At 69.6% G+C, this 26,925-nt stretch carries 29 protein-coding genes; 27 read left to right on the forward strand and 2 right to left on the reverse strand.

From position 1 onward, the window contains the following. The first annotated feature begins 41 nt into the window (after positions 1–41). The 25 genes from fliF (at position 42) to ACVCMC_RS00800 (ending at position 24,110) form a co-directional block, all read left to right on the forward strand. The gene (gene fliF / locus ACVCMC_RS00680) at positions 42–1,748 is read left to right on the forward strand and encodes a flagellar basal-body MS-ring/collar protein FliF (RefSeq protein ID WP_395119819.1); all 1,707 of its coding nucleotides are present in this window, start codon (positions 42–44) and stop codon (positions 1,746–1,748) included. Positions 1,749–1,764: 16 nt separating this feature from the next. Beyond that, positions 1,765–2,754 carry a flagellar motor switch protein FliG gene (fliG, locus tag ACVCMC_RS00685; RefSeq protein WP_395121229.1) on the forward strand — a complete coding sequence of 330 codons (990 nt, stop codon included), beginning with the start codon at positions 1,765–1,767 and terminating at the stop codon, positions 2,752–2,754. Beyond that, a complete protein-coding gene (locus ACVCMC_RS00690; RefSeq protein ID WP_447098334.1) occupies positions 2,754–3,401 on the forward strand; it encodes a flagellar assembly protein FliH in 648 nt (215 codons plus the stop codon). Before fliG ends, ACVCMC_RS00690 begins: the two co-directional genes overlap by 1 nt. Before the next feature lie 207 nt (positions 3,402–3,608). Then, positions 3,609–4,976, forward strand: a complete 1,368-nt coding sequence (fliI, locus tag ACVCMC_RS00695) for a flagellar protein export ATPase FliI (RefSeq protein WP_447098335.1) — start codon at positions 3,609–3,611, stop codon at positions 4,974–4,976. Beyond that, positions 4,973–5,395 (forward strand): flagellar export protein FliJ, encoded by a 423-nt coding sequence (gene fliJ, locus ACVCMC_RS00700; protein WP_447098336.1) that lies wholly within the window; start codon positions 4,973–4,975, stop codon positions 5,393–5,395. The genes fliI and fliJ overlap by 4 nt, the downstream gene beginning before the upstream one ends. A gap of 82 nt (positions 5,396–5,477) precedes the next feature. Next, positions 5,478–6,638, forward strand: a complete 1,161-nt coding sequence (locus ACVCMC_RS00705) for a flagellar hook-length control protein FliK (protein WP_447098337.1) — start codon at positions 5,478–5,480, stop codon at positions 6,636–6,638. A 359-nt stretch (positions 6,639–6,997) separates the two neighbouring features. Then, a complete protein-coding gene (locus ACVCMC_RS00710; RefSeq protein WP_447098338.1) occupies positions 6,998–7,492 on the forward strand; it encodes a flagellar basal body-associated FliL family protein in 495 nt (164 codons plus the stop codon). Positions 7,493–7,507: 15 nt separating this feature from the next. Continuing rightward, complete coding sequence (gene fliM / locus ACVCMC_RS00715) at positions 7,508–8,524, forward strand: flagellar motor switch protein FliM (RefSeq protein WP_395119813.1); 1,017 nt, start codon at positions 7,508–7,510, stop codon at positions 8,522–8,524. After that, positions 8,521–8,865, forward strand: coding sequence for a flagellar motor switch protein FliN (gene fliN / locus ACVCMC_RS00720; protein ID WP_395119812.1), 345 nt, complete (start codon positions 8,521–8,523; stop codon positions 8,863–8,865). The genes fliM and fliN overlap by 4 nt, the downstream gene beginning before the upstream one ends. Before the next feature lie 163 nt (positions 8,866–9,028). Next, positions 9,029–9,385, forward strand: coding sequence for a FliO/MopB family protein (locus tag ACVCMC_RS00725; protein ID WP_395119811.1), 357 nt, complete (start codon positions 9,029–9,031; stop codon positions 9,383–9,385). Positions 9,386–9,399: 14 nt separating this feature from the next. Further along, the gene (gene fliP / locus ACVCMC_RS00730; RefSeq protein WP_395121227.1) at positions 9,400–10,128 is read left to right on the forward strand and encodes a flagellar type III secretion system pore protein FliP; all 729 of its coding nucleotides are present in this window, start codon (positions 9,400–9,402) and stop codon (positions 10,126–10,128) included. Between the two features lie 967 nt (positions 10,129–11,095). Next, positions 11,096–11,365 carry a flagellar biosynthesis protein FliQ gene (gene fliQ / locus ACVCMC_RS00735; RefSeq protein ID WP_395119810.1) on the forward strand — a complete coding sequence of 90 codons (270 nt, stop codon included), beginning with the start codon at positions 11,096–11,098 and terminating at the stop codon, positions 11,363–11,365. Continuing rightward, positions 11,362–12,129 carry a flagellar biosynthetic protein FliR gene (gene fliR / locus ACVCMC_RS00740; protein ID WP_395119809.1) on the forward strand — a complete coding sequence of 256 codons (768 nt, stop codon included), beginning with the start codon at positions 11,362–11,364 and terminating at the stop codon, positions 12,127–12,129. The genes fliQ and fliR overlap by 4 nt, the downstream gene beginning before the upstream one ends. 4 nt (positions 12,130–12,133) lie before the next feature. Continuing rightward, a complete protein-coding gene (gene flhB / locus ACVCMC_RS00745) occupies positions 12,134–13,273 on the forward strand; it encodes a flagellar biosynthesis protein FlhB (protein ID WP_395119808.1) in 1,140 nt (379 codons plus the stop codon). Positions 13,274–13,285: 12 nt separating this feature from the next. Continuing rightward, on the forward strand, positions 13,286–15,379 hold the full coding sequence (gene flhA, locus ACVCMC_RS00750; RefSeq protein WP_395119807.1) for a flagellar biosynthesis protein FlhA: 2,094 nt from the start codon (positions 13,286–13,288) through the stop codon (positions 15,377–15,379). 165 nt (positions 15,380–15,544) lie between these two features. Next, positions 15,545–16,831: a flagellar biosynthesis protein FlhF gene (gene flhF, locus ACVCMC_RS00755; protein WP_447098339.1), complete on the forward strand. Its 1,287-nt coding sequence runs from the start codon at positions 15,545–15,547 to the stop codon at positions 16,829–16,831. Between the two features lie 14 nt (positions 16,832–16,845). Next, positions 16,846–17,787, forward strand: coding sequence for a MinD/ParA family protein (locus ACVCMC_RS00760; protein ID WP_447098340.1), 942 nt, complete (start codon positions 16,846–16,848; stop codon positions 17,785–17,787). Beyond that, positions 17,784–18,512, forward strand: a complete 729-nt coding sequence (locus tag ACVCMC_RS00765) for an RNA polymerase sigma factor FliA (protein ID WP_395119804.1) — start codon at positions 17,784–17,786, stop codon at positions 18,510–18,512. The genes ACVCMC_RS00760 and ACVCMC_RS00765 overlap by 4 nt, the downstream gene beginning before the upstream one ends. 58 nt (positions 18,513–18,570) lie before the next feature. Beyond that, positions 18,571–18,978 (forward strand): chemotaxis response regulator CheY, encoded by a 408-nt coding sequence (gene cheY, locus ACVCMC_RS00770; RefSeq protein WP_395119803.1) that lies wholly within the window; start codon positions 18,571–18,573, stop codon positions 18,976–18,978. Then, entirely contained in the window at positions 18,975–19,619 is a 645-nt protein-coding gene (locus ACVCMC_RS00775) for a protein phosphatase CheZ (protein ID WP_447098341.1), read from the forward strand. Before cheY ends, ACVCMC_RS00775 begins: the two co-directional genes overlap by 4 nt. Before the next feature lie 13 nt (positions 19,620–19,632). Continuing rightward, positions 19,633–21,495 carry a chemotaxis protein CheA gene (locus tag ACVCMC_RS00780; protein WP_447099437.1) on the forward strand — a complete coding sequence of 621 codons (1,863 nt, stop codon included), beginning with the start codon at positions 19,633–19,635 and terminating at the stop codon, positions 21,493–21,495. Between the two features lie 4 nt (positions 21,496–21,499). After that, positions 21,500–22,240, forward strand: a complete 741-nt coding sequence (locus ACVCMC_RS00785) for a flagellar motor protein (protein WP_395119801.1) — start codon at positions 21,500–21,502, stop codon at positions 22,238–22,240. After that, on the forward strand, positions 22,237–23,253 hold the full coding sequence (gene motD, locus ACVCMC_RS00790; protein ID WP_447098342.1) for a flagellar motor protein MotD: 1,017 nt from the start codon (positions 22,237–22,239) through the stop codon (positions 23,251–23,253). Before ACVCMC_RS00785 ends, motD begins: the two co-directional genes overlap by 4 nt. 37 nt (positions 23,254–23,290) lie before the next feature. Further along, positions 23,291–23,767 carry a chemotaxis protein CheW gene (locus ACVCMC_RS00795; protein WP_447098343.1) on the forward strand — a complete coding sequence of 159 codons (477 nt, stop codon included), beginning with the start codon at positions 23,291–23,293 and terminating at the stop codon, positions 23,765–23,767. Continuing rightward, a complete protein-coding gene (locus tag ACVCMC_RS00800; RefSeq protein WP_447098344.1) occupies positions 23,757–24,110 on the forward strand; it encodes a DUF2802 domain-containing protein in 354 nt (117 codons plus the stop codon). Before ACVCMC_RS00795 ends, ACVCMC_RS00800 begins: the two co-directional genes overlap by 11 nt. Before the next feature lie 219 nt (positions 24,111–24,329). On the opposite strand, the gene ACVCMC_RS00805 is transcribed toward ACVCMC_RS00800, so the two are convergent. Continuing rightward, positions 24,330–24,581, reverse strand: a complete 252-nt coding sequence (locus tag ACVCMC_RS00805; RefSeq protein ID WP_395119797.1) for an EscU/YscU/HrcU family type III secretion system export apparatus switch protein — start codon at positions 24,579–24,581, stop codon at positions 24,330–24,332. Beyond that, a complete protein-coding gene (fliK, locus tag ACVCMC_RS00810; protein WP_447098345.1) occupies positions 24,578–25,723 on the reverse strand; it encodes a flagellar hook-length control protein FliK in 1,146 nt (381 codons plus the stop codon). The genes ACVCMC_RS00805 and fliK overlap by 4 nt, the downstream gene beginning before the upstream one ends. Before the next feature lie 489 nt (positions 25,724–26,212). Between fliK and ACVCMC_RS00815 the strand changes: the two genes are divergently transcribed. Beyond that, on the forward strand, positions 26,213–26,548 hold the full coding sequence (locus ACVCMC_RS00815) for an STAS domain-containing protein (protein WP_447098346.1): 336 nt from the start codon (positions 26,213–26,215) through the stop codon (positions 26,546–26,548). 14 nt (positions 26,549–26,562) lie between these two features. After that, the gene (locus ACVCMC_RS00820) at positions 26,563–26,925 is read left to right on the forward strand and encodes a response regulator (protein ID WP_136257427.1); all 363 of its coding nucleotides are present in this window, start codon (positions 26,563–26,565) and stop codon (positions 26,923–26,925) included.

The following is a 26,925-nucleotide window of genomic DNA, read 5'->3' on the forward strand; positions in this document are numbered from 1 at the left end:
CGGCGCCTCGCTGACCCCGCTTACCCCACACGAGCAACACCATGGCCGACAACGCCATCGCAGCCCGCGACAACGACGCGGCGCGACCGGACCCCTTCAAGCAGATCGCCCGCAGCCCGGCCGCGCGCCAGATGCTGCTGCTGGTGGCGATCGCTGCGGCGGTGGCGCTGGGCGTGGCGGTGGTGCTGTGGTCGCGCGGGCCGAACTACGGCCTGCTGTATGCCGGGCTCGACCAGAAGGACGCCGCCGCGGTGGCGCAGGAGCTGCAGGCGGGCAACACGCCGTTCCAGTTGAGTGCGGACGGCTCCTCGATCATGGCACCGGCCGCCGACCTGGCCGGCCTGCGCCTGAAGCTGGCCAGCAAGGGCCTGCCGCGCGGCAGCGCCACCAGCAGCGTGATGCCGGCGTCCGATTCGCCGTTCGGCATGAGCGACCTGGCCGAACGCACCCGCTACCAGCAGATGCTGGAGAGCGATCTCAGCGCCACCATCGGCGGCCTGCAGTCGGTGCGCGCCGCGCGCGTGCACCTGGCGATGGCCAAGCCGTCGGCGTTCATCCGCGACAACCGCGAAGCCAGCGCCTCGGTGCTGGTCACGCTCTATCCCGGCCGCCAGCTCGATGCCGGCCAGGTCGCCGCGATCGTGCACCTGGTCGCCTCCAGCGTGCCCGGGCTCGACGCGCGGGAGGTGTCGGTGGTCGATCAGCAGGGCCAGTTGCTGACCACCGATCCGAGCAGCCCGGCCGCCGTCGGCGACGATCGCCTGCGCATGGCCACGCGCATCGAGAACACCTACGCGCAGCGCATCGAGGAGCTGCTCACCCCGCTGGTCGGCCCCGGCCGCGTGCGCGCGCAGGTGTATGCGGATCTCGATTTCAGCCAGTCGGAAAAGGCCACCGAAACCTACGGCCACGATCACCCGGCGCTGCGCAGCGAGCAGACCAGCAGCGAGCGGCGCGGCGGCGGTGCCGCGGGCGGCGGCATCCCCGGCGCACTGAGCAACCAGCCGCCCAGCCTGGTGGCGCAGCCCACCGCGGCCAACCCCGATGCCGGCAAGGCGAACCCGTCCGCCGCCGCATCCAGCGCCACGGTGGCCAGCGGCGACGTGTCCAGCAGCGCCACGCGCAACTTCGAACTCGATCGCACCATCAGCCACATCAGCGACCCGGCCGGACGACTGGCCCGGCTCACCGTGGCCGTGGTGCTGGACAACAAGCTCGCCGACAAGGGGCCGGCCACCGCCGGCAGCGCCGCCGGTGCGGCTCCCGCCGGCGTGCCGTTCACCGCGCAGGAACTGGAGCGGCTGACCGAACTGACCAAGAACGCGGTGGGCTTCGACGCCGCGCGCGGCGACAGCGTGAGCGTGGTGAACCAGCCGTTCCAGCGCCCGGTGGCGCCCGAGGCGCTGCCCGAGCCGCCGCTGTGGGAGCGCCCCGGCGCGATGGATCTGATCAAGCAGGGCATCGGCGTGCTGATCGCCTTGCTGGTGGCGTTCGGCCTGCTGCGCCCGCTGCTGCGCGGCGTGACGCGCGGCACATCCAATGCCAAGGCGCTGCCCGCGCCGAGGCCGCAGATTTCGGTACGCGTGGCCGATGAGCCGGAGGCCGATGGCCAACCGGCGCGGCTTGCCGGTGCCACGCCCGCGCTCGAGTACGAACAACGCATCGGCCAGGCTCGCCGCCTGGTCGGCGAAAACTCCAGGCAAGTGGCGCAGGTCGTGAGGAACTGGGTAAGCGAAGATGGCAACTAACCAACATGACGCGCCGATCACCGGTGCCCAGCGTGCGGCGATCCTGCTGCTGACTCTGGGCGAGCAGGACGCCGCCGAGGTGCTCAAGCACCTCAGCGCCCGCGACGTGCAGACCATCGGCACCGCGATGGCCGCGCTGACCAGTGTCAGCCGCGAACACGTGACCAAGGCGCTGGACAAGCTAGACGAGGACATCGGGCGGCAGACCTCGCTCGGCGTGGGCACCGAGGAATACATCCGCAAGATCCTGGTCAACGCGCTGGGCGAGACCAAGGCCGGCGGCCTGATCGACCGCATCCTGCTCGGGCGTTCCAGCAAGGGCCTGGAATCGCTCAAGTGGATGGAAAGCCGCGCCATCGCCGAGATGATCAACCAGGAGCACCCGCAGATCATCGCGCTGGTGCTGGCGCACCTGGAACCGGACCAGGCCGCCGAGGTGATCGGCTACCTGCCGCCGCGCGTGCGTTCCGACGCGGTGATGCGCATCGCCACGCTCGACGGCGTGCAGCCGCATGCGCTGAACGAGCTGGACGAAATCATGGAGCGCCAGTTCTCCGGCGGCTCCAAGAAACTCAAGTCCGCCAGCGTCGGCGGGCTGAAGGCTGCCGCCGACATCCTCAACGCGATGGAAGGCAGCCGCGAGGCCGAGCTGATGTCGGCCATCCGCAGCCAGGACGAAACGCTGGGCGAGAAGATCGAAGACCTGATGTTCGTGTTCGAGGATCTGGTGGAGCTGGACGACCGCGGCATGCAGGTGCTGCTGCGCGAAGTGCCCTCGGCCACCCTGGTCACCGCGCTGAAGGGCGCCGAGCCGGAGATCCGCGAAAAGATCTTCGCCAACATGTCCAAGCGCGCCGCCGACATGATGCGCGACGACCTCGAAGTGAAGGGCCCGGTGCGCCTGAGCGAAGTCGACGCGGCGCAGAAGGAAGTGCTCGGCATCGCCCGCAAGCTGTCCGACGCCGGCCAGCTCAGCCTCGCCGGCGGCGGGGATGAGTTCGTCTGATGGTCGCCGTGTTCCACCACGCGGCACAGGACTTCCGGCGCTGGGAACTGCCCGAGGTCGGCAACGATCACCCGCATCGCCGCGCGACCGATCCGCCGGCCCCGCAACCGACCGTGCGCGAGCTGGAGGCGCTGCACCAGCAGGCGCGGGCGGAAGGCTTCACCAGCGGCCACGCCGAAGGGCTGGCTGCCGGCCAGCAACAGGTGCGCGAGCAGCTGGCCCGACTCGCAGCGCTGTGCGACGCCGTCGCCCGTCCGCTGCAGTCGCTCGACGAACAGGTCGAGAAGGAACTGGCGCGGCTGGCCACGGTGATCGCGCGCCGGGTCATCGTGCGCGAATTGAAACTCTCCCCCGAGCTGATCGTGCAAGCCGTGCGCCAGGCCGCGACCGCGCTGCCCGCCGCCGCCCGCGAGCTGCGCGTGCACGTGCACCCGGACGACCTGGCCCTGCTGCATGACCTCGGCGCGGTCGAAAGCCACTGGCAACTGCTCGCCGATCCCGCCCTGGCGCGCGGCGACTGCCGCCTGGAAAGCGAGCGCTCGCGGCTGGATGCGCGGGTGGATGCCCGCCTGGCCGCGGTGGTCGATGCCGTGCTCGGCGACGACGCCGGTGACGAGGTTGTTGCAGCAGGGGAGGGCGATGCATGAGTCCTGTCTCCCGTCACCGCCCCCCGCACCCCGCCGGAAACTCCCTTTCGTCGTTCCAGCGAAAGCTGGAACCCAGCGTCTCCGAAGCACCGGAAAGGCGCTGGGTCCCGGCTTTCGCCGGGATGACGGCAGGATCACCGACGCCATCCGATGGCGACAACCCCCTCTCACTTCCCACCATTCACTCCTCACTCCTCGTTCCCGTCCATGACGCCTGAATCCGCCATCGCCGCACGCCGCCAGACGTGGCAGCAGAAGCTGGCACGGCGGCGCAGTCTCGCCGAGACCGCGCGCACGCTGGTGGTCGAGGGCAGCTTGCGTCGGGTGGTCGGCCTCACCCTGGAGGCCGAGGGTTGCGAGGCCGCGCTGGGCGCGCGTTGCCTGGTCGACACCGCCGACGGCGCCACGCTGGATACCGAAGTGGTCGGCTTCGCCGACGAGCGCCTGCTGCTGATGCCGGTGGGCGACATGCACGGCGTGTTGCCGAATGCGCGGGTACGCCCGTGCGCGCGCAGCGGCGGCCTGCCGGTGGGCGCGGGCCTGCTCGGCCGCGTGATCGGTGCCGACGGCGTGCCGCTGGACGGGCACGGTCCGCTGGAATCGGACGAGCAGGCTGCGCTCAAGGCCGAGCCGATCAACCCGATGGCGCGCAAGCCGATCGACACCCCGCTGGACACCGGCGTGCGCGCGATCAATGCGCTGCTTACCGTCGGCCGTGGCCAGCGCCTGGGCCTGTTCGCCGGCTCCGGCGTGGGCAAGTCCACCCTGCTGGGCATGATGACCAAATACACCAACGCCGACGTGGTGGTGGTGGGGCTGATCGGCGAACGCGGCCGCGAAGTGAAGGAGTTCGTCGAACACACGCTGGGCGAGGAAGGCCGCCGCCGCGCGGTGATCGTCGCCGCGCCGGCCGACGCGCCGCCGCTCAAGCGCCTGCGCGGCGCGCAGTACGCCACCGCGATCGCCGAGTGGTTCCGCGACCGCGGCCAGCGCGTGCTGCTGCTGATGGATTCGCTCACCCGCTACGCCCAGGCGCAGCGCGAGATCGCGCTGGCGATCGGCGAGCCACCGGCGACCAAGGGTTATCCGCCGTCGGTGTTCGCGATGATGCCGGCGCTGGTCGAGCGTGCCGGCAACGATGCCGACGGCAAGGGTTCGATCACCGCGTTCTACACCGTGCTCACCGAGGGCGACGACTATCGCCACGACCCGATCGCCGATGCGGCGCGCGCGATCCTGGACGGCCATATCGTGCTCTCGCGCGACTTGGCCGAAGCCGGCCATTACCCGGCCATCGACATCGAGGCCTCGATCAGCCGCGTGATGCCGGCGGTCGCCACGCGCGAGCACATGCGCAGCGCGCAGCGCTTCCGCCAGGTCTATTCGGCCTATCGCCAGCAACGCGACCTGATCGCGGTGGGGGCCTACCAGAAGGGCTCCGACCCGCAGGTGGACCTGGCCATCGAGATGTGGCCGCAACTGCGTGCGTTCCTGCAGCAGGAAGTGGATGAACCGATCACCCTCGACCAGGCCATCGAACGCCTGGCCGTGCTGGCCGAACAGGTGCATGAATGAGTTCCCGCGCCGAACGATTGCAGCCGGCCGTGGACCAGGCCCGCCAGCGCAGCGAGGATGCGCTGGCCCGTTTCGCCGCGCAGCAGCAGCAGCTGGCGCGCGCCGAACACCAGCTGAGCGAACTGCATCGCTATCGCGACGAATACGCCAACGGCGGCGACGCCGCCTCCACCGTCAGCGCCATGCTCAATCGGCAGGCCTTCGTGCAGCGCATCGACCAGGCGATCACCCAGCAGGTGGCCGAGGTCGCCCGCCAGCAGCGCCAGCTGGAGCTGGTGCGCGCGGACTGGACCCACAGCCACGCCCGCGAGAGCGCGCTGGACAGCGTGGTCGCCCATCACGTCGAGAACGAGCGCCGCGCCGAGGAACGCCGCGAGCAGGCCGAGCTCGACGAACGTTTCCAGCACCGGCGGCCGTGATGCGTCGCGCCCGCCGATCCCGCCTCGGCCACGTGCCTGCGTCTCCGCGCGGCCGTGTTGTCCCGCCAGGAGCCTTCATGCCATGACTGCCACCCACGTCGGATCGTTGTCCGCTTCCACGGTCGCCGCGAAGACGGCTGCGAACACGGGTACGCCGGAGTCGCCGGGCACGGCACCGTTCCACCAGCGCCTGCAGGACGCGCGCGGGCAGGGCGGTTCCCCCGCCCGCGATGCGCACGATGCGCGCCCGCAGCGCGGCCCGGACCCGGGGCGCGACCGTCGCGACGATCCCTCGCCGAAGGGGCCGGACGCGCAGCTGTGGTCCGCCGCCGCTCGCCTGGATACATCGCGCGACGCTGTCACGCCGCCGCCGGCTGCCGACGCCACCGCTCCCACGCTGCCGGTCGCGGCGCCGCCGCCACCGCCACCGCCCAAGGCGATTGCCGACGTGGTCACCGTCGAACCCGCCGGTGGCAAGGACGACGACACCGATACGGGCGCCACTGCCCTGGTCGAAGCGATGCTTGCCTTGATCGCTCCCGCGCCAGTCCATCCCGCCGCACCTGCCGGCAGCGTCGCGGCCGGCATCGTCGACGCCACGGCGGCACGGCTGGCCGCCGCACAGGCCGGGCTTGCCGCGCTCGGCCAGGCCGGAGCAAACGCCGCGCCCGCCGCGCCTGCCGTCGACCCCGCCGTCATGGCCGCGACCACCACCGTCCCTGCCGCCGAACTGCTGAAGCTCGACCCGGACGCCACCCGCGAAACGGTGCGACTCGACCCCGCCCCCGGCGCGGCGCCCGTCATCACCCAGACCGCGGCGACAGTGGCGCCGACTGCCGCGCCGGTGCCGGTGGCCCCTGCACACGCCTTCGCGCAGGAGCTGGGCCAGCAGCTGGCCTGGTTCGTCGGCCATGACGTCAAGCAGGCGCGCATCCGCCTGCATCCGGAAGAGCTGGGTTCGCTCGACCTGAAGATCAGCGTGCAGCACAACCGTGTCGACGTGGTGTTGCAGGCCCAGCATCCCGGCGCCGTCACTGCCGTGCAGCAGGCTCTGCCCCAGCTCGACCAGATGCTCGCCCGCCACGGCTTGTCGCTCGGCCACGCCGACGTGGGCCAGCACGATCGCGGCGGCCAGGCCGGCCATCGCGGACAGGGCGACGAGATCGCCGCCATCGACGAAGTCACCGGCCCCGGCCAGACCGTCCCGCTGACCCAGCTCGGGCTCGTCGACGCCTTCGCCTGAAGCGCTCCCGCGTAGGGCGGGCACCGCCCGCCGGCTTTGGCCATCCCGCATCGCCATGGCGGTGCGGGATGGCGCGACGAGAGCCGGCGGGCGGTGCCCGCCCTACGCCTGAATCCCGATCCGCGCGGTTTGCACTTCCGCGAACAAGCGTGGCGCGCCGCCCATTTTTCGCAGGAGCGCCGCAGACACCCCGTCGGGATGGCGCCGCGCCGCCGTCCCGGCGCGCGTCAAGAAAGCGCCGCCCAGCCCCGAAAATCATGCAAATGCATGAATAAAAACATGTATTTGTGATGGCACGCGGATTGCTTTCCATCTCGCAAGCCGGCGACGGCAGCCCCGATCCCCACACGAGATTCTCCATGAGCGACGACGAAGCACCCGAGGTAGTGGAAGACGAAGAGCTGGTACCGAGCCGGCGTTCGCCCTTGCTGATCGGAATCGTGGCGGTGCTGCTCGTCGCGCTGGCCGGCGGCGGCTACTACTGGCAATCGCATCGCGCCGGGTCGGACAAGCAGGCGAAGGCGGAGGCGAACAAGCCGGAGATCTTCCTGGCCATGGATCCGCCGTTCGTGGTCACCCTGCGTGACGGCGATGCGCTGCGCTACCTGCAGGTGGGCGTGACCCTGATGGCGCACGACCAGGCCGCGATCGGCGTGGCCAAGGACGTCGACCCGATCCTGCGCGACGGGCTGGTGTCGCTGTTCAGCAGCCAGAAATTCGAGACGGTCAGCGAGACCGCCGGCCGCGAGAAGCTGCAGGCCGACGCGCTGGCCGAGGTGCGCAAGGTGGTCGGCAAGCGGCTCGGCCGGCCGGGCATCGACGCGCTGTATTTCACCAGCTTCGTGATCCAGTAGGCGGGAGCCACGGCCATGAGCGACCTGCTTTCCCAGGACGAAATCGATGCGCTGATGGATGGCGTCACCGGCGGCACGGTGGCCACCGGCAGCGACGAACCGCTGCCGCCGGATGCGGTGATCAGCTACGACTTTACCCAGCAGGACCGCATCGTGCGCGGCCGCCTGCCCACGCTGGAGATGGTCAACGACCGCTTCGCGCGGTTCTTCCGCACCGCGCTGTTCGGCGTGCTGCGCAAGACCTGCGAGGTCTCGGTGCTGGGCGTGAAGATGGTGAAGTTCGCCGAGTACGTGCACGGCCTGGCGCTGCCCAGCAACTTGAACATGGTGCGCATCAAGCCGCTGCGCGGCAACGCGCTGGTGGTGTTCGAGCCGCGCCTGGTGTTCACCGTGATCGACAATTTCTTCGGCGGCGACGGCCGCTTCCACGCGCGCATCGAGGGCCGCGACTTCACTGCGACCGAGAATCGCGTGATCCAGATCATGCTCGCCGAACTGTTCGGTGCGATGGCCGAGGCGTGGGCGCCGGTGCTGGCGCTCAACTTCGAGTACCTCAACTCGGAGATCAATCCGCAGTTCGCCAACATCGTCAGTCCCACCGAGACGGTGGTGGTGTCGCGCTTCCACGTCGAACTGGACGGCGGCGGCGGCGAAGTCCACCTGACCATGCCCTACGCGATGGTCGAACCGATCCGCACCCTGCTCGACGCCGGCGTGCAGAGCGACCGCATGGATGGCGACGACCGCTTCGCCGAGATGCTGCGCGAGGAAGTGCTCGACGCCGAGGTCGACGTGAGCTCGCTGCTGCTGGAGGCGCAGCTGAGCCTGGGCCAGTTCCTGCACTTGCGCCCCGGCGACGTGATCCCCGTGCAGCTGCCCGAGCTGACCACCGTGTATGCCGAGGACGTGCCGGTTTTCCGCGGCCGCTACGGCCAGTCCAACGGCCGCAACGCCGTGCGTTTCCATGTCCCGGCCGGTCGTCGCGAGCGACAGGCAGCCACCGATCCCTCCACCCGGAAGAACCTCTCATGAACCAGTCTGCAGATGCCTTCGCCGATGCCGGCGAGCGCGTTCAATTCGATGCCCTGCACGGGGCCGCGGCCGATGGCGGCGACGTCAACCTCGACATGATCCTCGACGTGCCGGTGACCCTGGCGATGGAAGTCGGTCGCACCCGCATCAGCATCCGCAACCTGCTGCAGCTCAACCAGGGCTCGGTGGTGGAACTGGACCGCGCCGCCGGCGAGCCGCTTGACGTGTTCGTCAACGGCACCCTGGTGGCGCACGGCGAGGTGGTGGTGATCAACGAGAAGTTCGGCATCCGCCTGACCGACGTGATCAGCCCCGCCGAGCGCGTGCGCAAGTTGCGGTGACAGCGCCGTGAATTCGCCCTTCGACAGGCTCAGGACAGTGAAACCGGATCGCGCAGGCAGGATGCCGGAGCGAACATCGGCGCAGCCGATGACCCGCAGGGCGAGCCGCCGATGCGGCGAGTCAATCGGGAATCGGATTGTCGCGGCCCTGGCGCCGGCAGCGTTGCCCGCCGCCGACATCAACGTGGGCGGCGAACTGCTGCGGGTGATCGTCAGCCTGGTGGCGATCATCGCGATGATTCTCGTCGCCGGTTGGGTGACGCGTCGGTTGCAGCGTCGGCCGGGCGGCGGCGGGCGGCGCATCCGCTGCGTGGAATCGTTCGCCGTGGGCGCGCGCGAGCGCCTGCTGCTGCTGGACGCGGACGGCAAGCGGCTGTTGATCGGCACCGGCCCCGGTGGCATGCGCACCCTGCATGTCTACGACGGCGAAGCGCCGCGCGACATCGTTCCGGCGGCATCGAACGAGCCGCTCAAACCCGTGTTCGGCGATTTGCTGGCGCGACTGAAGGTGCGCTCGTGAGCGCGCGGCACTGGATCATCGGCGGCGCGCTGCTGCTGTTGCCGCTGGCCACCCTGGCGGCCACGCCGGGCATTCCGCTGGTGAACGTGCAACCGGCCGCCGACGGCAGCCAGAGCTGGACGCTGTCGCTGCAGATGCTGGCGCTGATGACGGCGCTGACGCTGCTGCCGGCGATCGCGCTGATGATGACCTCGTTCACCCGCATCATCATCGTGCTCGGCTTCCTGCGCCAGGCGCTTGGCACGCAGTCCACGCCGCCCAACCAGGTGCTGCTGGGGCTGGCGCTGTTCCTCACCCTGTTCGTGATGTCGCCCGTGCTCACCCGCGCCTACGACGACGGCATCAAGCCCTACATGGACGGCCAGATCACCGCCGAGCAGGCACTGCCGGCGGCCTCCGCACCGTTCAAGCATTTCATGCTCGAGCAGACCCGCGACGCCGACCTTCAGCTGTTCACCCGCCTGGCCAAGGAGAAGCCCTATGCCAGCAAGGCCGACGTGCCGTTCAAGGTGGCGATGCCGGCGTTCCTCACCAGCGAGCTGAAGACCGCGTTCCAGATGGGCTTCCTGCTGTTCATCCCGTTCCTGATCATCGACCTGGTGGTGGCCAGCGTGCTGATGTCGATGGGCATGATGATGGTCTCCCCGATGATCATCTCGCTGCCGTTCAAGATCATGCTGTTCGTGCTGGTGGATGGCTGGACGCTGTTGCTGGGGACACTGGCCGGGAGTTTCTACACGTGAGCGCGTGTTCGCCGACCGCCGTGGGCTCTGGCTACTTTGTAGGAGCGCACCCTGTGCGCGATGCTCTTGCGCTTGTTGCATTCAAAGGCAAGAGCTTTCGTCTGCCTGCGGCAGCCGAGTCACTTTCTCTTTGCGTGGCCACGCGCACGCAGGAGCGTGCGCGAACAGCGAAGCTGGCCCGAAGGGCGGAGGGCATGGATGCCCGGAGTCAAGAGAAAGTAACCAAAGAGAAAGGCCACCCCGCTTTCGCGCCTGACGGACATCCTGTCCATCAGGTCCGCGTGCGGGCTACGGGGTTTGTCGACAGGGCATCCTGCCCTGACGCCAAACTGGTTCGCATCCATGCGAACCACCCTGCGGGCTTTCCTACGCCCGCCCGCCGCTGCAGAGGGGCCCCGGGTAGAGCAGCGGGCCATCCTGGCCCGCACTTTTCAGAACGGCCAGATCAAGAGCAGCGCTGCGGCGAACCTGGGATCTGCTCTGGCTCCGGCTCTGGTTTTTGCTTTTCCGCTTTATCACCGAGTGCGGGCCACGATGGCCCGCTGCTCTCCCGGGGCCCCTGTGCGGCGGTGAGTCGGGGACGACAGGCCGCGCAGCGGGAGTCGACAGGGATGTCGACTCCTTTTCGCCAGGGCAGGATGCCCTGTCGAAAAGCCCGGCCCCGGCTCACGGACTTGTTGGGCAGGATGCCCAACAAGCGCCAAGCGGGGTGGCCTTCTCTTTTGGTTACTTTTCTCTCGGCCACGCAAGAGAAAAGTGACTCGGTCGCCGAAGGCGATCGACCGCTCTTGCTTTTGATTGCACCCCCACCAAGGGCAAAAACATCGCGCACAAGGTGCGCTCCTACAGGTGCAGGCGATCAGCCGCTCTTCGCCTTGGCTGGAACCAAGAGCATCGCGCGCGAGCACGCTCCTACAGGGGCGAAGCGAGTCGCGCCATCGGCGAACCACGCCGCAGGACCCCGTCCATGACCCCCGAATCCATCATGGAACTCGGCCAGCATGCGCTCTACGTGGCGATGCTGGTGGCCGCGCCGCTGCTGCTCACCGCGCTGGCGGTGGGCCTGCTCATCGGCGTGATCCAGGCGGCGACGCAGATCAACGAGATGACGCTCAGCTTCATCCCCAAGCTGATCGCGATGGCGCTGGTGGCGCTGGTGGCGGGGCCGTGGATGCTGCGCCTGCTGGTGCAGTTCACCACGCAGCTGATCGAGAGCCTGCCGGGCGCGATCAGATGACTGCGCTGGATCTGGCGCAGCTCCCGGCGTGGCTGGGCAGCCTGTTCTGGTCGCTGGGGCGGGTCAGCGGGCTGTGCCTGGTGGCGCCGGTGTTCAGCTCCACGGTGATCCCGGCGCGCATCCGCGTGGGCGTGGTGGTGGTGCTCTCGCTGGTGCTGGCACCGCTGGCGCCGACCACGATCGATCCATTGAGCGGCGCGGGCGTGGCTACGCTGGCGGGGCAGGTGGTGATCGGTGCGATGGTGGGTTTCGTGCTGAAGCTGGTGTTCGAGGCGGTGTCGTTCGGCGGCGAGCTGGTGGCACAGAGCATGAGCCTGGGCTTTGCCCAGGTGGTCAGCCCGGGTGCCGGGCAGTCCACCGTGCTGAGCCAGTTCTACCTGTTGCTGGTGACCTTGCTGTTCCTGGTGATGGACGGCCATTTGCAGCTGATCGCGCTGCTGGCCGACAGCTTCCATGCCCTGCCGCCGGGTACGCCGGCGGTCAGCGCCAATGCGTTGCATGCGGTGGTGGCGTTCGGCACGGAGCTGTTTGCCGGTGCGGTGCGGGTGGCCTTGCCGGCGATGACGTCGCTGCTGGTGGTGAACATCGGCTTTGCCGCGATCAGCCGCGCGGCGCCGTCGATGAACCTGTTTGCGGTGGGCTTTCCGATCACCGTGTCGCTGGGCTTCATCGCCTTGTGGTTGTCGCTGCGCAGCCTGCCCGGCGCGTTCCAGGCGTTGCAGGGTGATGCCTGGTCGCTGATGCGCGAATTGATGGGGAGCTGACGCCATGTCCGACGACAGCGACCAGGAAAAAACCGAACAACCGACAGAAAAGAAACTTCGCGAATCGCGCGAGAAGGGCGAGGTTCCGCGATCGCGCGACCTGTCCGGCGCGCTGGTGGTGCTGGCCGGCGTGGCGGCGCTGATGGGCAGCGGGCAGAGCGGCCTGGAGCATGCGCGGCGCATCTTTGCGTTGGGCCTGGGCTACTCGCGCGATGCGCTGTTCACCGACGCGCTGGCCGGCAGTGCGCTGCACGCGGCGATGCACGAGGCGCTGCTGCTGTTCGCGCCGGTGGCCATCGCCACCTTGCTGGCCGCGCTGGCCGGGCCGCTGCTGCTGGGCGGGTTGAACTTCAGCACCGAGGCGCTGCAACCGAAGTTCGAGCGGCTCGACCCGATCAAGGGGCTGGGCAAGATCTTCGCGCTGCGCGGCCTGGTGGAACTGGGCAAGGCACTGCTCAAGCTGTTGTTCATCGGTGGCGTGCTGGCGCTGGTGCTGCAGCACTGGCAGGGCGAACTGCAGGCCACCGGGCGCGGCTCGGTGGCGGCCGGCATCGCGCAGTCGATCGGGCTGCTCGGGCGTGCCGCGTTGTGGTTCGGCGTGATCTTGGCGCTGATCGGTGCGATCGATGCGCTGTACCAGAAGTTCGACCACGCGAAGAACCTGCGCATGACCAAGCAGGAAATCAAGGACGAGATGAAGGAGAGCGAGGGCAACCCCGAGATGAAGGGGCGCATCCGCCAGGTGCAGCAGGCGCAGGCGCGCCGCCGCATGATGGAGGACCTGCCCCGCGCCGACGTGCTGGTGGTCAATCCCACCCACTTCGCGGTGGCGCTGCGCTACGACGATGGCCGCATGGGCGCGCCGCGGGTGATCGCCAAGGGCGTCGACGTGCTGGCCGCGCAGATCCGCCTGGTGGCGGCCAGCCACCGCATCCCGGTGGTGGAAGCGCCGCCGTTGGCACGTGCCTTGTATGCAACGACTGAACTGGGCCGCGAAATCCCCGCTTCGCTGTTTGTCGCGGTGGCCCAGGTGCTTGCCTGGGTCTACCAGCTCAAGCAAGCCGCGGCGCAGGGCGAGAGCCCGCCGGCCGCACCCAACCCCGAGGTCGATCCTGACCTGATGGGCCCCTACCGCGATGCGTGACGAGTCAAAACGATGACGGGTGCAGACGTACTGGGCAATTTCAGACACCTCGCGCGACGGGGTGTTGGCGCGCCGGTGATCGTGCTGGCGATGCTGGGCATGCTGATGCTGCCGATGCCGCCGTTTTTGCTGGATATCCTGTTCAGCTTCAACATCGCCTTGTCGCTGGTGATTTTGCTGGCCGTGGTCTACGTGATGCGGCCGCTGGAGTTCGCCGCGTTCCCCACCGTGGTGCTGATGGCCACCTTGCTGCGGCTGGCGCTCAACATCGCCTCCACCCGCGTGGTGCTGCTGCACGGCCACGACGGCCCCGGCGCCGCCGGCAAGGTGATCGAGGCATTCGGCGAGTTCGTCATCGGCGGCAATTTCGCCGTGGGCCTGGTGGTGTTCGCCATCATCGTGGTGATCAACTTCGTGGTGATCACCAAGGGCGCCACCCGCGTATCGGAGGTGACCGCGCGGTTCACCCTGGACGCCATGCCCGGCAAGCAGATGGCGATCGACGCCGACCTCAACGCCGGCCTGCTGACCCAGGAGCAGGCGCGCGAGCGGCGCCAGGAAGTGCGCGAGGAGGCGGACTTCTACGGCTCGATGGACGGCGCCTCGAAGTTCGTGCGCGGCGACGCCACCGCCGGCATCCTGATCCTGTTCATCAACATCGTCGGCGGGTTCTTCGTCGGCGTGATGCAGCACGGCCTGTCCGCCAGCGAGGCGGCGCGCACCTACACCTTGCTCACCATCGGCGATGGCCTGGTGGCGCAGGTGCCGGCGCTGCTGCTGTCGGTGGCCGCGGCGGTGATCGTCACGCGCGTGTCCAAATCGCAGGACATGGGCAAGCAGGTGATCGGCCAGGTGTTCGGCCAGCCGCGCGCGCTGGCGGTGGCCGCGGTGGTGCTGGGCGTGATGGGCGTGATCCCGGGCATGCCGAACGTGGCCTTCCTGCTGCTGGGCGGCATCTGCGGCGGCATCGCCTGGCTGCTGTTCAAGCGCGAGCGCGAGACGCGCGAGCGGCTGGCCGAGTCGGTAGCCGAGGCGCCGGTGGCGGCCGCACCGACCGAGCGGCTGGAGCTGGGCTGGGAGGACGTGGCCAGCGTCGATCCGCTGGGCCTGGAAGTGGGCTACCGGCTGATCCCGCTGGTCGACACCCACCAGGGCGGCGAGCTGATGGGGCGGATCAAGTCGGTGCGCCGCAAGCTGTCGCAGGAACTCGGTTTCCTGGTGCCGGCGGTGCATATCCGCGACAACCTGGACCTCGGCCCCAACACCTACCGCATCACCCTGATGGGCGTGCCGATGGGCGAGGCCGAGGTGCACAACGACCGCCTGATGGCGATCAATCCGGGCCAGGTGCACGGCACCTTGCAGGGCATCGCCACGCAGGACCCGGCATTCGGGCTGGAGGCGGTGTGGATCGAGAGCGGCCAGCGCGAGCTGGCGCAAAGCTACGGCTATACCGTGGTCGACCCGGCCACGGTGATCGCCACGCATCTGTCGCACATCCTGCAGGGCCACGCGCACGAACTGCTCAGCCACCAGGACGTGCAGCAACTGCTGGACCGGCTCGCCGCCAACGCGCCGAAGCTGGTCGAGGACCTGGTGCCCAAGCGGCTGTCGCTGGGCGTGGTGGTCAAGGTGCTGCAGAACCTGCTGGCCGAGCGGGTGCCGATCCGCAACATGCGCAGCATCGTCGAATCCTTGGCGGAGCACGCCGGGCAGAGTCAGGATCCCGGCGTTCTGACCGCCGCCGTGCGCGTCGCGCTGGGCCGGCAGATCGTGCAGGAGATCACCGGGCTGGGTACCGAGGTGCCGGTGATCACGCTGGCGCCGGAGCTCGAACAGATCCTGCTCGGCTCGCTTTCCGGCGGCGGCGGCGTGGCCGGAGCCGCGGTGGAACCGGGCCTGGCCGACCGCCTGCAGCAGAGCGTGGCCGACGCCGCGCGGCGCCAGGAGATGAGCGGCGAACCCGCGGTATTGCTGGTTGCGCCACCGCTGCGGCCATGGCTCGCGCGCTTCACCCGCCATGTGGCACAGAACCTGCACGTACTGGCCTACAACGAGGTGCCCGACAACCGTCGGGTGCGATTGGTACAAGCGCTGGGGCGCTAGCGCCCCAACGCCGGGAATAGGGAATAGGGAATAGGAAATGCGCGCACACGAAACTGAAATCGGGAATGGGAAATCGCGAAGGCCGCGTGCTGTCGAGCGCGACGCGGCTGCTTCTGCCGATTCCCTATTCCCCATTCCCTATTCCCGCGAGCGAAGCGAGCACCCATGAAAATCAAACGTTACGTAGCCCCCGACATGCGCCAGGCGATGCGCGAGGTGCGCGAGGAGCAGGGCGACGAGGCGGTGATCCTGTCGACGCGGCGGATTGCCGAGGGCATCGAGATCATCGCGGCGCTGGATTACGACGAAGCGCTGATGCGCGAGGCTTCGCGCCAGGGTGCCGCGCGTGCGCCGGCCGAACCGCCACCACCGTTGCCGGCGGCGAACAGCCAGCCGCCGGTCGCGGAGGCGCCCGCGCCTCGTGCCGCGGTGGCACCGCCGCCGCCGCGTCGTCCGCGCGTCGAGCCGACGCCTGCCGCGCCGGTCGCCGCGCGTGCCGCGGCCGCGCCGCTGATGGAACGTGCCGCGCAGGACACGGCGCGCCTGCGCAACGAGCTGGGCAGCATGCGCGAGATGCTGGAAGTGCAGTTGTCCAGCCTCGCCTGGAACGACCTGGAGCGGCGCCAGCCGCTGCGCGCGCGGGTGCTGCGCGAGATGACCCGCATCGGCATCGAGCCCGACGTGGCGCGTTTGCTGGTCGACGACCTGCCCGAGCAGATCAATGCCGAGCAGGCGCGCTACCTGCCGCTGGGCATGCTCAGCCGCCGCCTGGCGGTGAGCGGCCGCGCGCTGGCCGACGATGCGCCGATGGTCACCGCCCTGGTCGGTCCCACCGGCGTGGGCAAGACCACCACCATCGCCAAGCTCGCCGCCCGCGCGGTGATGCGCCACGGCGCCGACCAGGTCGCCCTGGTCAGCACCGACCACTACCGCATCGGCGCGGCCGCGCAGCTGGAACACTACGGCCGCCTGCTCGGCGTGCGCGTCTACCCGGCCTACGACGGCGACAGCCTGCGCAAGGTGCTGGAACTCCTGCGCGATCGCCACACCGTGCTGATCGACACCGCCGGCGTGGCCAGCCACGATCCCCGGCTCAACCAGCAGCTGGACACCCTGGCCCAGGCCAATGAACTGCGCGCCACCCTGGTGCTGGCGGCGAACACGCATGCACAGTCGCTGGACGACGCCGTGCGCGCCTACCTGCCGCTGCAGCCGCAGGCCTGCATCCTGACCAAGCTCGACGAAGCGCCCAACCTGGGCGGCGCGCTGTCGGTGCTGATCCGGCGCCGGCTGGCACTGGACTACACCACCGACGGCCAGCGCGTGCCGGAAGACATCAGCGTGGCCGACGCGCGCGTGCTGGTGTGCCGCGCGGCGCAATCGCTGAAGACCGGCATTCCCGACGATAGCCTGATGGCCGACCGGTTCGGACTGGCGGTAGCCAGCGCATGAGCGGAGTACCTGCAATGGACCAGGCCTTCGGGCTGCAACAGACACTGGGCATGGCCGCCGGCCCGGCGACCCCGCCGGCCGCGCTGCCGCCGGGTCACCAGGCCAGCACCCTGTTCGGCAACGGCGCGCCCGCACGCCCGCCGTGCCGCACCATCGCGGTGGCCGGCGGCAAGGGTGGCGTGGGCAAGAGCACGGTCGCGGTGAACCTGGCGATGGCACTGTCCATCGCCGGCCGCGAGGTGATGCTGCTGGACGCCGACATGGGCCTGGCCAACGTCGACGTGATGCTCGGGCTCACCCCCTCGCGCCACATCGGCCACCTGCTCGACGGCGAGTGCACGCTGGAGGAACTGCTGCTGCCCGCCGCGCGCGGCCTGCAGGTGGTGCCGGCCGGCTCCGGTGCGCGCCGGCTGGCGCAGCTCGACAACGGCGAGCACGCGGCGATCATCCGCGCGTTCGACGAACTGGCGCGCCCGCCCGAATTTCTGCTGGTGGACACCGCTGCCGGCCTGTCCGACAACGTGACCATGTTTGCCGCCGCCGCCTCGGACGTGATCCTGGTGGTGTGCGACGAGCCCGCCTCGCTGACCGACGCCTACGGCCTGACCAAGGTGCTCAGCCGCGATTTCGGCGTGCGGCGCATCCGCATGGTGGCCAACATGGTGCGCAACGAGGGCGATGCGCGCGCGCTGCACCAGAAGCTGGCGCGGGTCAGCGACCGCTTCCTGGACGTGGTGATCGATTTCAGTGGATGGGTGCCGCACGACGAGCGTCTGCGCCAGGCCATCCGCAGGCAATGTGCCGTCGTCGACGTGTGGCCGTCGAGCCATTCGGCGCTGGCATTCAAGAAATTGGCGGAACTGGTCGATAAGTGGGCGGAGACGGACCGCGCAGTGTTCGACCGGATTGCCTTCTTTGGCGGCCGGAACGCAACGGCTGATGGGGTGCCGAGATGAGTGTGGCTTCGGAGTATCTGCAGGTTTCCCGCGAAAGTGCCGACGAACTGGTACGCCGGCATGCACCGTTGGTGCGGCGGATCGCCTATCACCTGATGGGGCGGTTGCCGGCCAGCGTGGACGTGGGCGACCTGATCCAGTCGGGAATGATCGGTTTGCTGGAAGCGTCGCGCAATTTCGCCCAGAACCGCGGGGCGAGCTTCGAAACGTATGCGGGCATCCGCATCCGTGGCGCGATGCTGGACGAGCTGCGACGCACCGACTGGGCGCCGCGCTCGGTCCATCGCAAGACCCGCGAGGTGGCGGAGGTGATCCGCCAGATCGAGGTCGAGACGGGTGCGGAGGCGGACGAGAAGGAGGTGATGCGGCGGCTGGGCATCAGCGCCGAGGAATACCACCAGGTGCTGGCCGATGCCGCCTGCGTGCGGCTGCTCAGCCTCACCGGGTCGGACGACGGCGACGAGGGCGGCGTGATGGACGTGGCCGACGAGGGCAGCCTCGGGCCGTCGGAGAACATCGAGCGCGAGGGCATGCGCGAGGACCTGGCCGAGGCGATCAGCGGCCTGCCCGAACGCGAGCAGCTGGTGATGTCGCTGTACTACGAACAGGAGTTGAACCTGAAGGAGATCGGCGCGGTGCTCGGCGTGAGCGAGTCCCGCGTGTGCCAGATCCACGGGCAGGCGGTGCTCCGGTTGCGCGCACGACTTTCCGGCTGGCGCGGCTGACCGCGGCCGGACGGACCAAAACCAAGGGGCCGCCTGACGGCCCATGTGGAGAGAAGCGTTGGACAAGAACATGAAAATCCTGGTGGTGGACGACTTCTCCACCATGCGGCGCATCGTCAGGAACCTGCTGGTGGAGCTGGGTTTCAGCAACCCGCTGATCCAGGAGGCCGACGACGGCGAGAACGCGATCGCGATGCTGCGCAGCCAGCCGTTCGACCTGGTGGTCACCGACTGGAACATGCCCAACATGACCGGCATCGACCTGCTCAAGGCGATCCGCGCGGAAGCGTCGCTGAAGGGCCTGCCGGTGCTGATGGTCACCGCCGAGAACAACCGCGACCAGATCATCGCCGCCGCCCAGGCCGGCGTGAACGGCTACATCGTCAAGCCGTTCACCGCGGTCACGCTGAAGGAAAAACTCACCAAGATCTTCGAGCGCATCGCCGCCGGCGGGGTGGCCGCATGAACGCCGCCGCTCCCGCCCTGGCGATGGACAAGGACCTGCCGACCGAACTGCGCGAACTGCTGAACAGCCCGAACGGCGCCGAGTTCGAGCAGGCGCTGGACGCCATCGTGCGCCAGCGCGAGCAGCACATGTTCCGCGCGCTGGGCCAGCTCGCGCGCGACCTGCACGACGCCGTGCGCCGGCTGGGCACCGACCTGGCGCAGGACGGTTTCCCCGGCAACGTCGCCGACGCGCGCCAGTACCTGCAGGACGCGCTGGAGATGAGCGCCAACGCCGCGCACCGCACCATCGACTTCGCCGAGCGCATGCGTCCGCAGGCCGAGGCGCTGACCATCAACGCCGCCGAAATGCTCAAGTGGTCGCAGGACAACGAGCCCTCCGCGGTGCTCGCGCGCGAATCGGTGATGTTCGCCGAGGGCTGCCGCGAAGGGCTGGCCGAACTGGTGGTGGCGCAGTCGTGGCAGGACCTCACCGGGCAACGCATCAAGAAGGTCGACAACTTCATCGGCTCGGTCGAGTCGACCCTGCTGGAACTGGTGCGCCTGACCGGCGCGCTGGCAGGCAGCGACCTGCCGGCCAGCACGGCCAAGGTCTCCAGCCAGGAGGAGGCCGACCGCCTGCTCAGCGAATTCGGATTCTGAGGACATGGCCTCGATGGACACGGCATTCGACCTCGAGCTGCGCCAGGATTTCCTGGTCGAGGCCGGGGAGTTGCTGCAGCGGCTCGGCGAGCAACTGGTGGCGCTGGAGACGTCGCCGCGCGACAGCGAGCTGCTCAACGCCGTGTTTCGCGCGTTCCACACCGTCAAGGGCGGCGCCGGTTTCCTCGCGCTGGAGCCGATGGTGGTGCTGTGCCACCACGCCGAGGATCTGCTCAACGAGGCGCGCAACGGCAAGGTCGCGCTGGACGCCGCCCACATGGACGGCCTGCTGCAGGCGCTGGACCTGCTCAACGACATGATGGCCGCGGTGAGCGACGGCGGCGCGATGGCGATGCCGCCGCCGGCCCTGCTGCAGGCGCTCACGCCGCACGCCGCGGCGCCGGCACCGGTGGCCGCGCCGCCGCCGGCCGCGGCGCCTGCCGAAGCCGGCGCCATCGACGACAACGAATTCGAGGCGCTGCTGGACACCCTGTACGGCACCGCCGCCCCCGGCACCGTCGCGCCGGCCCCGCTTCCCGCCGCGTCGCCGGCCGGCATCGACGACGACGAGTTCGAGGCCCTGCTCGACAGCCTGCACGGCAAGCCGGGCCAGCCTGCCGCACCTTCACCTTCACCTGCACCGTCGCCCGCAACGACCGCGCCGTCGGCGAACGCCGCCCCGGCGCGTCCGGCCGCGGCGGCGGATCACTCGGTGCGGGTGGACACCGTGCGACTCGACCTGCTGGTCAACCACGCCGGCGAACTGGTGCTGCTGCGCAACCGCCTGCTCAGCCTGGCCGCGCGCCTCGGCGACGAATCGCTGGCCACCACCGCCGGCGAACTCGATCGCGTCACCGACGCGCTGCAGGGCGCGGCGATGGGCATGCGCATGCAGCCGGTCGGACGCCTGTTCCAGCGCTTCCCGCGGATCGTGCGCGACCTCGCGCGCCAGCTCGGCAAGGAGGTCGAACTGGTGCTGGAAGGCGAGGGCACCGACCTCGACCGCAGCCTGGTCGAAGCGCTGGCCGACCCGCTGATCCACCTGCTGCGCAACGCACTGGACCACGGCGTGGAAATGCCGGACGAACGCGAGCGCAACGGCAAGCCGCGCAAGGGCCGCATCGTGCTTTCCGCCAGTCAGCGCGGCGAGCGCATCGTGATCGCGGTCAGCGACGACGGCCACGGCATGGACCCGGACATCCTGCGCCGCAAGGCGGTCGAGAAGGGCCTGCTGGACAATGCCCAGGCCGCCCGCCTGAGCGACGCCGAGTGCTATGAACTGATCTTCCGCCCCGGCTTCAGCACCGCCGCGGCAGTGTCGGACATCTCCGGCCGCGGCGTCGGCATGGACGTGGTCAAGACCCGCGTGGCCGAGCTGGGCGGCACCTTGCGCGTGCAGTCGCGGCTGGGCCACGGCAGCGAGCTGGAACTGACCGTGCCGCTGACCCTCGCCGTGCTGCGCGTGCTGATGGTGCGCGTGGCCGGCCGCCTGCTGGCGCTGCCGCTGGGCAACGTGCAGGAAGTGTTCGAACTGGCCGACGGCCAGGATCGCGAGCTGGACGGCCGCCTGGTCGCCGAGCACCGCGGCCGCGCGCTGCCGCTGACCGATCTCGCGCGCTGGGTGGGCACCGATGCCGGTGCCGGCCGCCACGTGGTGGTGCTGCACATCGGCCACCAGCGCCTCGGCTGCCTGGTGCACGAGGTGCGCGGGCGCGAGGACGTCATCGTCAAGCCGCTCGGCCCGCTGTTCGCCGACGCCTCGGGCATCGCCGGCGCCACCGTCACCGGCGACGGACGGCTGGCGCTGGTGATGGACCTGGCGGGCCTGGTCGCCGCGGCCGACAGCTGTTCCGCCTCGCTGCAGAAGGAAGTCTGACCGCATGGACAGAATCAGCATCATCGGCACCATCCTGGGCTTCGTGGTGATCGTGATGGGCACCGTGCTCAAGGGCTCCACCGTGGAAGCGCTGTGGAACCCGGCCGCGTTCGTGATCGTGTTCTTCGGCACGCTGGCCGCGCTGCTGGTGCAGAACCAGGGCGCGGTGATGAAACACGCGCTCAAGATGATGAAACTGATCTACCGTCCGCCGCGGCACGAGCCGCGCGACCTGATCAGCCGCATCGTGGGCTGGAGCGAAATCTCGCGCCGCCAGGGCCTGCTCGGGCTGGAGCCGCAGATCGAGTCCGAGAGCGACCCGTTCGTCAGCAAGGGCCTGCAACTGCTGGTCGACGGCGGCGAGCCGGACACCATCCGCAGCGTGCTGGAAGTGGACATGGACACGCGCGAGGCGATCGACCTGGCCGGCGCCAAGGTCTACGAGAACGCCGGCATCTACTCGCCCACGCTGGGCATCATCGGCGCGGTGATGGGCCTGATGGCGGTGATGCAGAACCTGGCCGATCCGAGCAAGCTCGGCCACGGCATCGCCGCGGCCTTCGTGGCGACGATCTACGGCGTGGCGCTGGCCAACCTGTTCATGCTGCCGATGGCCGCAAGGCTGAAGAGCCTGGTGGGCAAGCAGTCGCAGATGCGCGAGATCCTGGTCGAAGGCCTGGTCTCGATCGCCCAGGGCGACAACCCGCGCCAGATCGAAGCGCGCCTGCAGGGTTACGTCGCGTGAGGCGGCATCGCCACGAAGAGCACCAGAACCACGAGGCGTGGGCGATCCCCTATGCCGATCTGATGACCCTGCTGCTGGCCTTCTTCGTGGTGATGTACGCGGTGTCGGTGGTCAACGAGGGCAAGTTCCGCGTGATGTCCGAATCGCTGCTGCAGGCCTTCAACGGCAACAGCCAGGTGATCGCGCCGCCGCCCGCGTCGGAAGGCCAGCGCCAGCCGGCCGCGGCCGTGCCGATCCGCCATTCCGTCAACCGCAGCAACCCGGTGACGCTGCCGTTGCCGCTGCTGCGCCCGCCGGCGCCGGGACGCGGCGGCGCGCAAAGCATGCACGACATCGAGAACCAGGTACGCAAGGCGCTGCAGCCGCTGATCGACCGCAAGCTGGTGGTGGTGCGCCACACGCCGAACTGGCTGGAGATCGAGATCCGCACCGACATCCTGTTCCCCAGCGGCGTGGCACAGCTTTCCACCTCGGCCAACGCCGTGCTGGAGAACCTGGCCGGCATCCTGGCCCGCTTCCCCAACGCATTGCGCGTGGAAGGCTTCACCGACAACGTGCCGATCAGCACCGCGCAATATCCGTCCAACTGGGAGCTCTCCGCCGCGCGCGCGGCCAGCGTGGCGCGCTTGTTCGCGATGACGGGCGTGGCACCCGACCGGCTGGGCATCATCGGCTGGGGCGAGGTGCGTCCGCTGGCCACCAACGACACCGCCGAAGGCCGCAACCAGAACCGTCGCGTGCTGGTGGTGGTGATGAACGAGCGCACGGGCGAGCCGCGCGAGCAGCTCGATGCGCAGCGATGGAGCGAGCTGGCCGGCCCGGCCGCGGCGCCTGTCGCGAATGCTGCCGCACCCGCGCCTGCACCCGCTGCGGCCAGCGGGGCAGGCCTGCTGCCGGTCGTGCCCGCGGTGATCGCCGTCCATCCCGCCGACCCGCTGCCTGCCGCGGTCGCACCCGCCGTGCCGGCCGATGCGCCGCATCCGGTCGCGCGCAACCTGAGCCCGGATCGGTGAGCGCCATGCCTCTGTTCAACCTTGCCGGACCCTGCCCATGAACGCGCCCGCCTGCGCACCCGCCGCTGCCGCCGGGCACTGGCTGTCGTTCCGCATCGGCACGCAGCTCTATGCCGCGCCGCTGGCGGCGGTGAACGAGGTGATCCGCGACGGCGACATCACCCCCGTGCCCGGCGCCGCCGCCGACGTGCTCGGCGTGCGCCACCTGCGCGGACGCATCGTGCCGGTGCTCGATGGCCAGCGCCGCATGGGCGTGGCGAATGTGCCGCTCGACCCGGCCAGTGTTCGCATCGTGATGCTGGCCCACGCCGAACACCTGGTCGGCCTGCGCGTGGGCGCGGTCGGCGAGCTGCTGCACAGCGACGGCATCGAGATCGAACCCCCGCCGCCGGGCCGCGCCAGCCGCCGCGACGATCCGGTCACCGGTGTACTGTCATGGCAGGGTGGATTCGTGGCCCTGCTTGATGTATGTCGGTTGTGTCGACTGGGGGGAGAAGCGGGCCATGTGGCTTGAGATCGGGATGGGGGTGCTGCTGGTGCTGGCGCTGGTCCAGTGCGCCGTGCTGTACCGGCTGTGGCAACACTCGTTGCAGCTGCAGCAACGCGTCGAACAGGTCGTGCATGACACCGCCCACGGCGTCACCGACGTGCCGACCTCGATGCTGGTTGCCGCGCTTGGCCGGGTCGAACGGCAGATCCGCCACGCCGAGCAGCAACCGCCGCCCACCCGCCAGTCCTACGAGCTGGCCCAGCAACTGGCCCGCGAAGGCGCCGACCTCGACCAGCTGGTGAGCCGCTGCGGCCTCTCGCGCGACGAGGCGCGGCTGGTAATGCAGATGCATCCGGCCGGTTCCTGACACCGCCCGAACACATCGCAGGGCGGGCACCGCCCGCCGACCGACCGTTCCGCGATATGACGATGGCGGGCATTGCCCGCCCTACGATCCGCCTCGTTTCTGTAGGAGCGCACCCTGTCCACAAGGGACTTCCTTCGGTCGTGCGCGATACCTTTCGTCACGCAAAGAAGAGCATCGCGCGTAGGGCGGGCACCGCCCGCCATGCGACCGGCGACGCGGCTACTCTTCCGCCGCGTCGTAGATCGTGGCCAGCACCGAGGCGGCGGCGGCGTAGAGCTGCACGGGGATGTCGTCGCGCAGGCGCAGCGTGGCGAGCAGGGCGGCGATCTGCGCGTCGTGGTGCAGCGGCACGCCCATCTCGCGGGCGCGCGCCAGCAGCAGTTCCAGCGACTGCGGCGACATCGGCGCGGTTTCCTCGCTGGCACCGGCCAGGCGCAGGCTGACCCGCTTCGGTGGCGGCTGATCGTTCATGCGGTGGCCTTCAGCAGCAGGGCGCTGCTGCCTGGCGGGTGCGGTATGCCCACCTGGCAGCTCAGCTGGTCGAGCAGCACGCCGCAGGCAGCCAGGCGCTGGCGCAGCGGGGTGAACTGGCGCTCCAGTTTCTGCGCAGTCTCGATGCGCTCGGCCCACAGCCGCACCGACAGCCGCGGCTCGTTCAATTGCAGCTCGCCCTGCACCGGGCCCAGCGGGGGCAGGTCCAGCGCGAAACCCAGTGTCCAGCCCTTGCTGCCCTCGGCGCCGTCGGTGCCGAACTCCAGCTTGATCTGCAGCACGTCGTGGCCGCCCTTGCCCAGCAGCGGCACCTCGATGATCCAGGCCGAGGCGGGATGGGCGCTGGCATCGAGCTGCGCCACTTCGATGCGTGCCAGCGCGGCCTTCACGTCGCCGTGCAGGCGGCGCAGCAACTGGGCCACGTCGTCATCGCCGGTCAGCGCCGGCAACGGCAGCGGCAGGCGCGGCTGCGACTGCAGTGCGCGCTGCAGCAAGGGTGGCGCGGCGTCGCCGCGATCCGATGGCGGCGGTGCCGGCGCACGCCGGTCGAGCAGGCTGGCCAGGCGCAGCAAGGCGCCTTTCCAGTCGTCGGCGGGCGGCATCGGCTGGCCGGGGCGCGGTTGCAGCAGTCGTGATTCGAAGAACAGGCCGCTGCGCCGGATCGCCTCGCGCAGGCCGTCGCCGCGGGTGATTTCCGCCGGCGTGCGCAGCGCCTGCTCCAGCACCGCCAGCGCGGTGCGCACGTCGGCCGGCAATTGGCGCAGCGCCGGCCGCTGGGCCAGCGCGGAGAGGGTGGAAAGCAGCGGCGTGTAGCCGTTCTGCTGCGGCAGGCGTTCGCGCAGCATGCGCTGGAAAGTGGGGTCGGCCGCCTGGCTGAGCACCTCCAGTTGCGGCTGCCCGCCCAGGCTCAGCACACGCACCTGGAACTGTGCCGGCAGCTGGCTGTGCGACACGTCCGCCTCCACCGTGAGCGCGCCGATCTGCAACACCAGCAGGCCTTGCGGGTTCACGCCCAGCGGGCGCGCCGCCAGCACCGTGCCGATGCGCCAGCTCTGGGCGGTGGTGCCGGAGGCGGCACCAGCCCAGGTAAGCGCGGCGAGGCTGATCGGTGGGATGTTCAAGCGTAAGTTCCTGCGCCTGGCGCGGATGGGAAAGGCGGCGGTCGCGAAGGTCATCGGCCGCTTGCGGGAATACTTGAGCGCGAGGTTGGCGCGAAAAAAGGCAACCGCCGACCCCACGCTGCCCTTGCAGGAGCCCGCTCGCAGGCGATGCTCTTCCTTCTGCGATTGCCCATTCCCCCTTTCCCATCCTGATTGGTGCTGAAGCTCAGTCTGCGAAAGCCGTTCGTGCTGAGCGTAGCTTGCGTCAGCAAGCGAAGTCGAAGCACCCGCTGCGACGCCCCTTCGACTTCGGCGCTGCGCGCCTACGCTCAGGGTGAACGGAGGATTCTCAACTGAACTTCGACGCTAATCAGGTTCCCCATTTCCCGTTCCCGGCCGAAAGCATTCCTTGCAAGCGAGGTCCTGCAGGAGCGACGCGCGCTAAAGCGAACCGCCCGGCGGCCGATAGAGCAGGCGTCGGCGCACAACGGCGCGAACGGAGTCATCGAAATGGGCGGCAAGCGGGCAGCTAAGAACAAGCAGCCATCGGCGGCGGCCGACGGGGCCGCGGTGGTCTGCCTGCCGGCGGACTGCCGGCTGGCCGTGCAGATGGCGCTGAAGGAACAACTGCGGCAGGTGCTGCAACACGGCGACATCGTGATCGACGCGCAGGCGCTCGAGCGCGTCGACACCGCGGCGTTGCAGTTGCTGGTGCTGTTCCGGCGCGAGCTGGAACACAACGGCGGCGCGCTGGCCTGGCGCGGCACCAACGAGGTCCTGCACGAGGCCGCGGCCCTGCTCGGGCTGGAACAGTCATTGAACCTGCCGACGGCAACGTCGGCCTGACACGAGGTGGCAGCATGGCAAAGATTCTCGCGGTAGACGATTCGGCCTCGATGCGGGGCATGGTGGCCTTCACCCTGCGTGGCGCCGGCCACGAGGTGACCGAAGCGGAGAACGGCCAGCTGGCGCTGGACGCCGCCCGCGGCAACGCGTTCGAGCTGGTGCTGGCGGACGTCAACATGCCGGTGATGGATGGCATCGCGATGGTGCGCCAGCTGCGCGCGCTGGATGCGTACAAGGGCGTGCCGATCCTGATGCTGACCACCGAGTCGCACACCGAGAAAAAAATGGAAGGCAAGGCCGCCGGCGCCACCGGCTGGCTGGTCAAGCCGTTCGACCCGGAACAGCTGCTGGCCACCGTCAAGCGCGTGCTCGGCTGA

It is taken from the genome of Rhodanobacter sp. UC4452_H20, assembly GCF_052978205.1.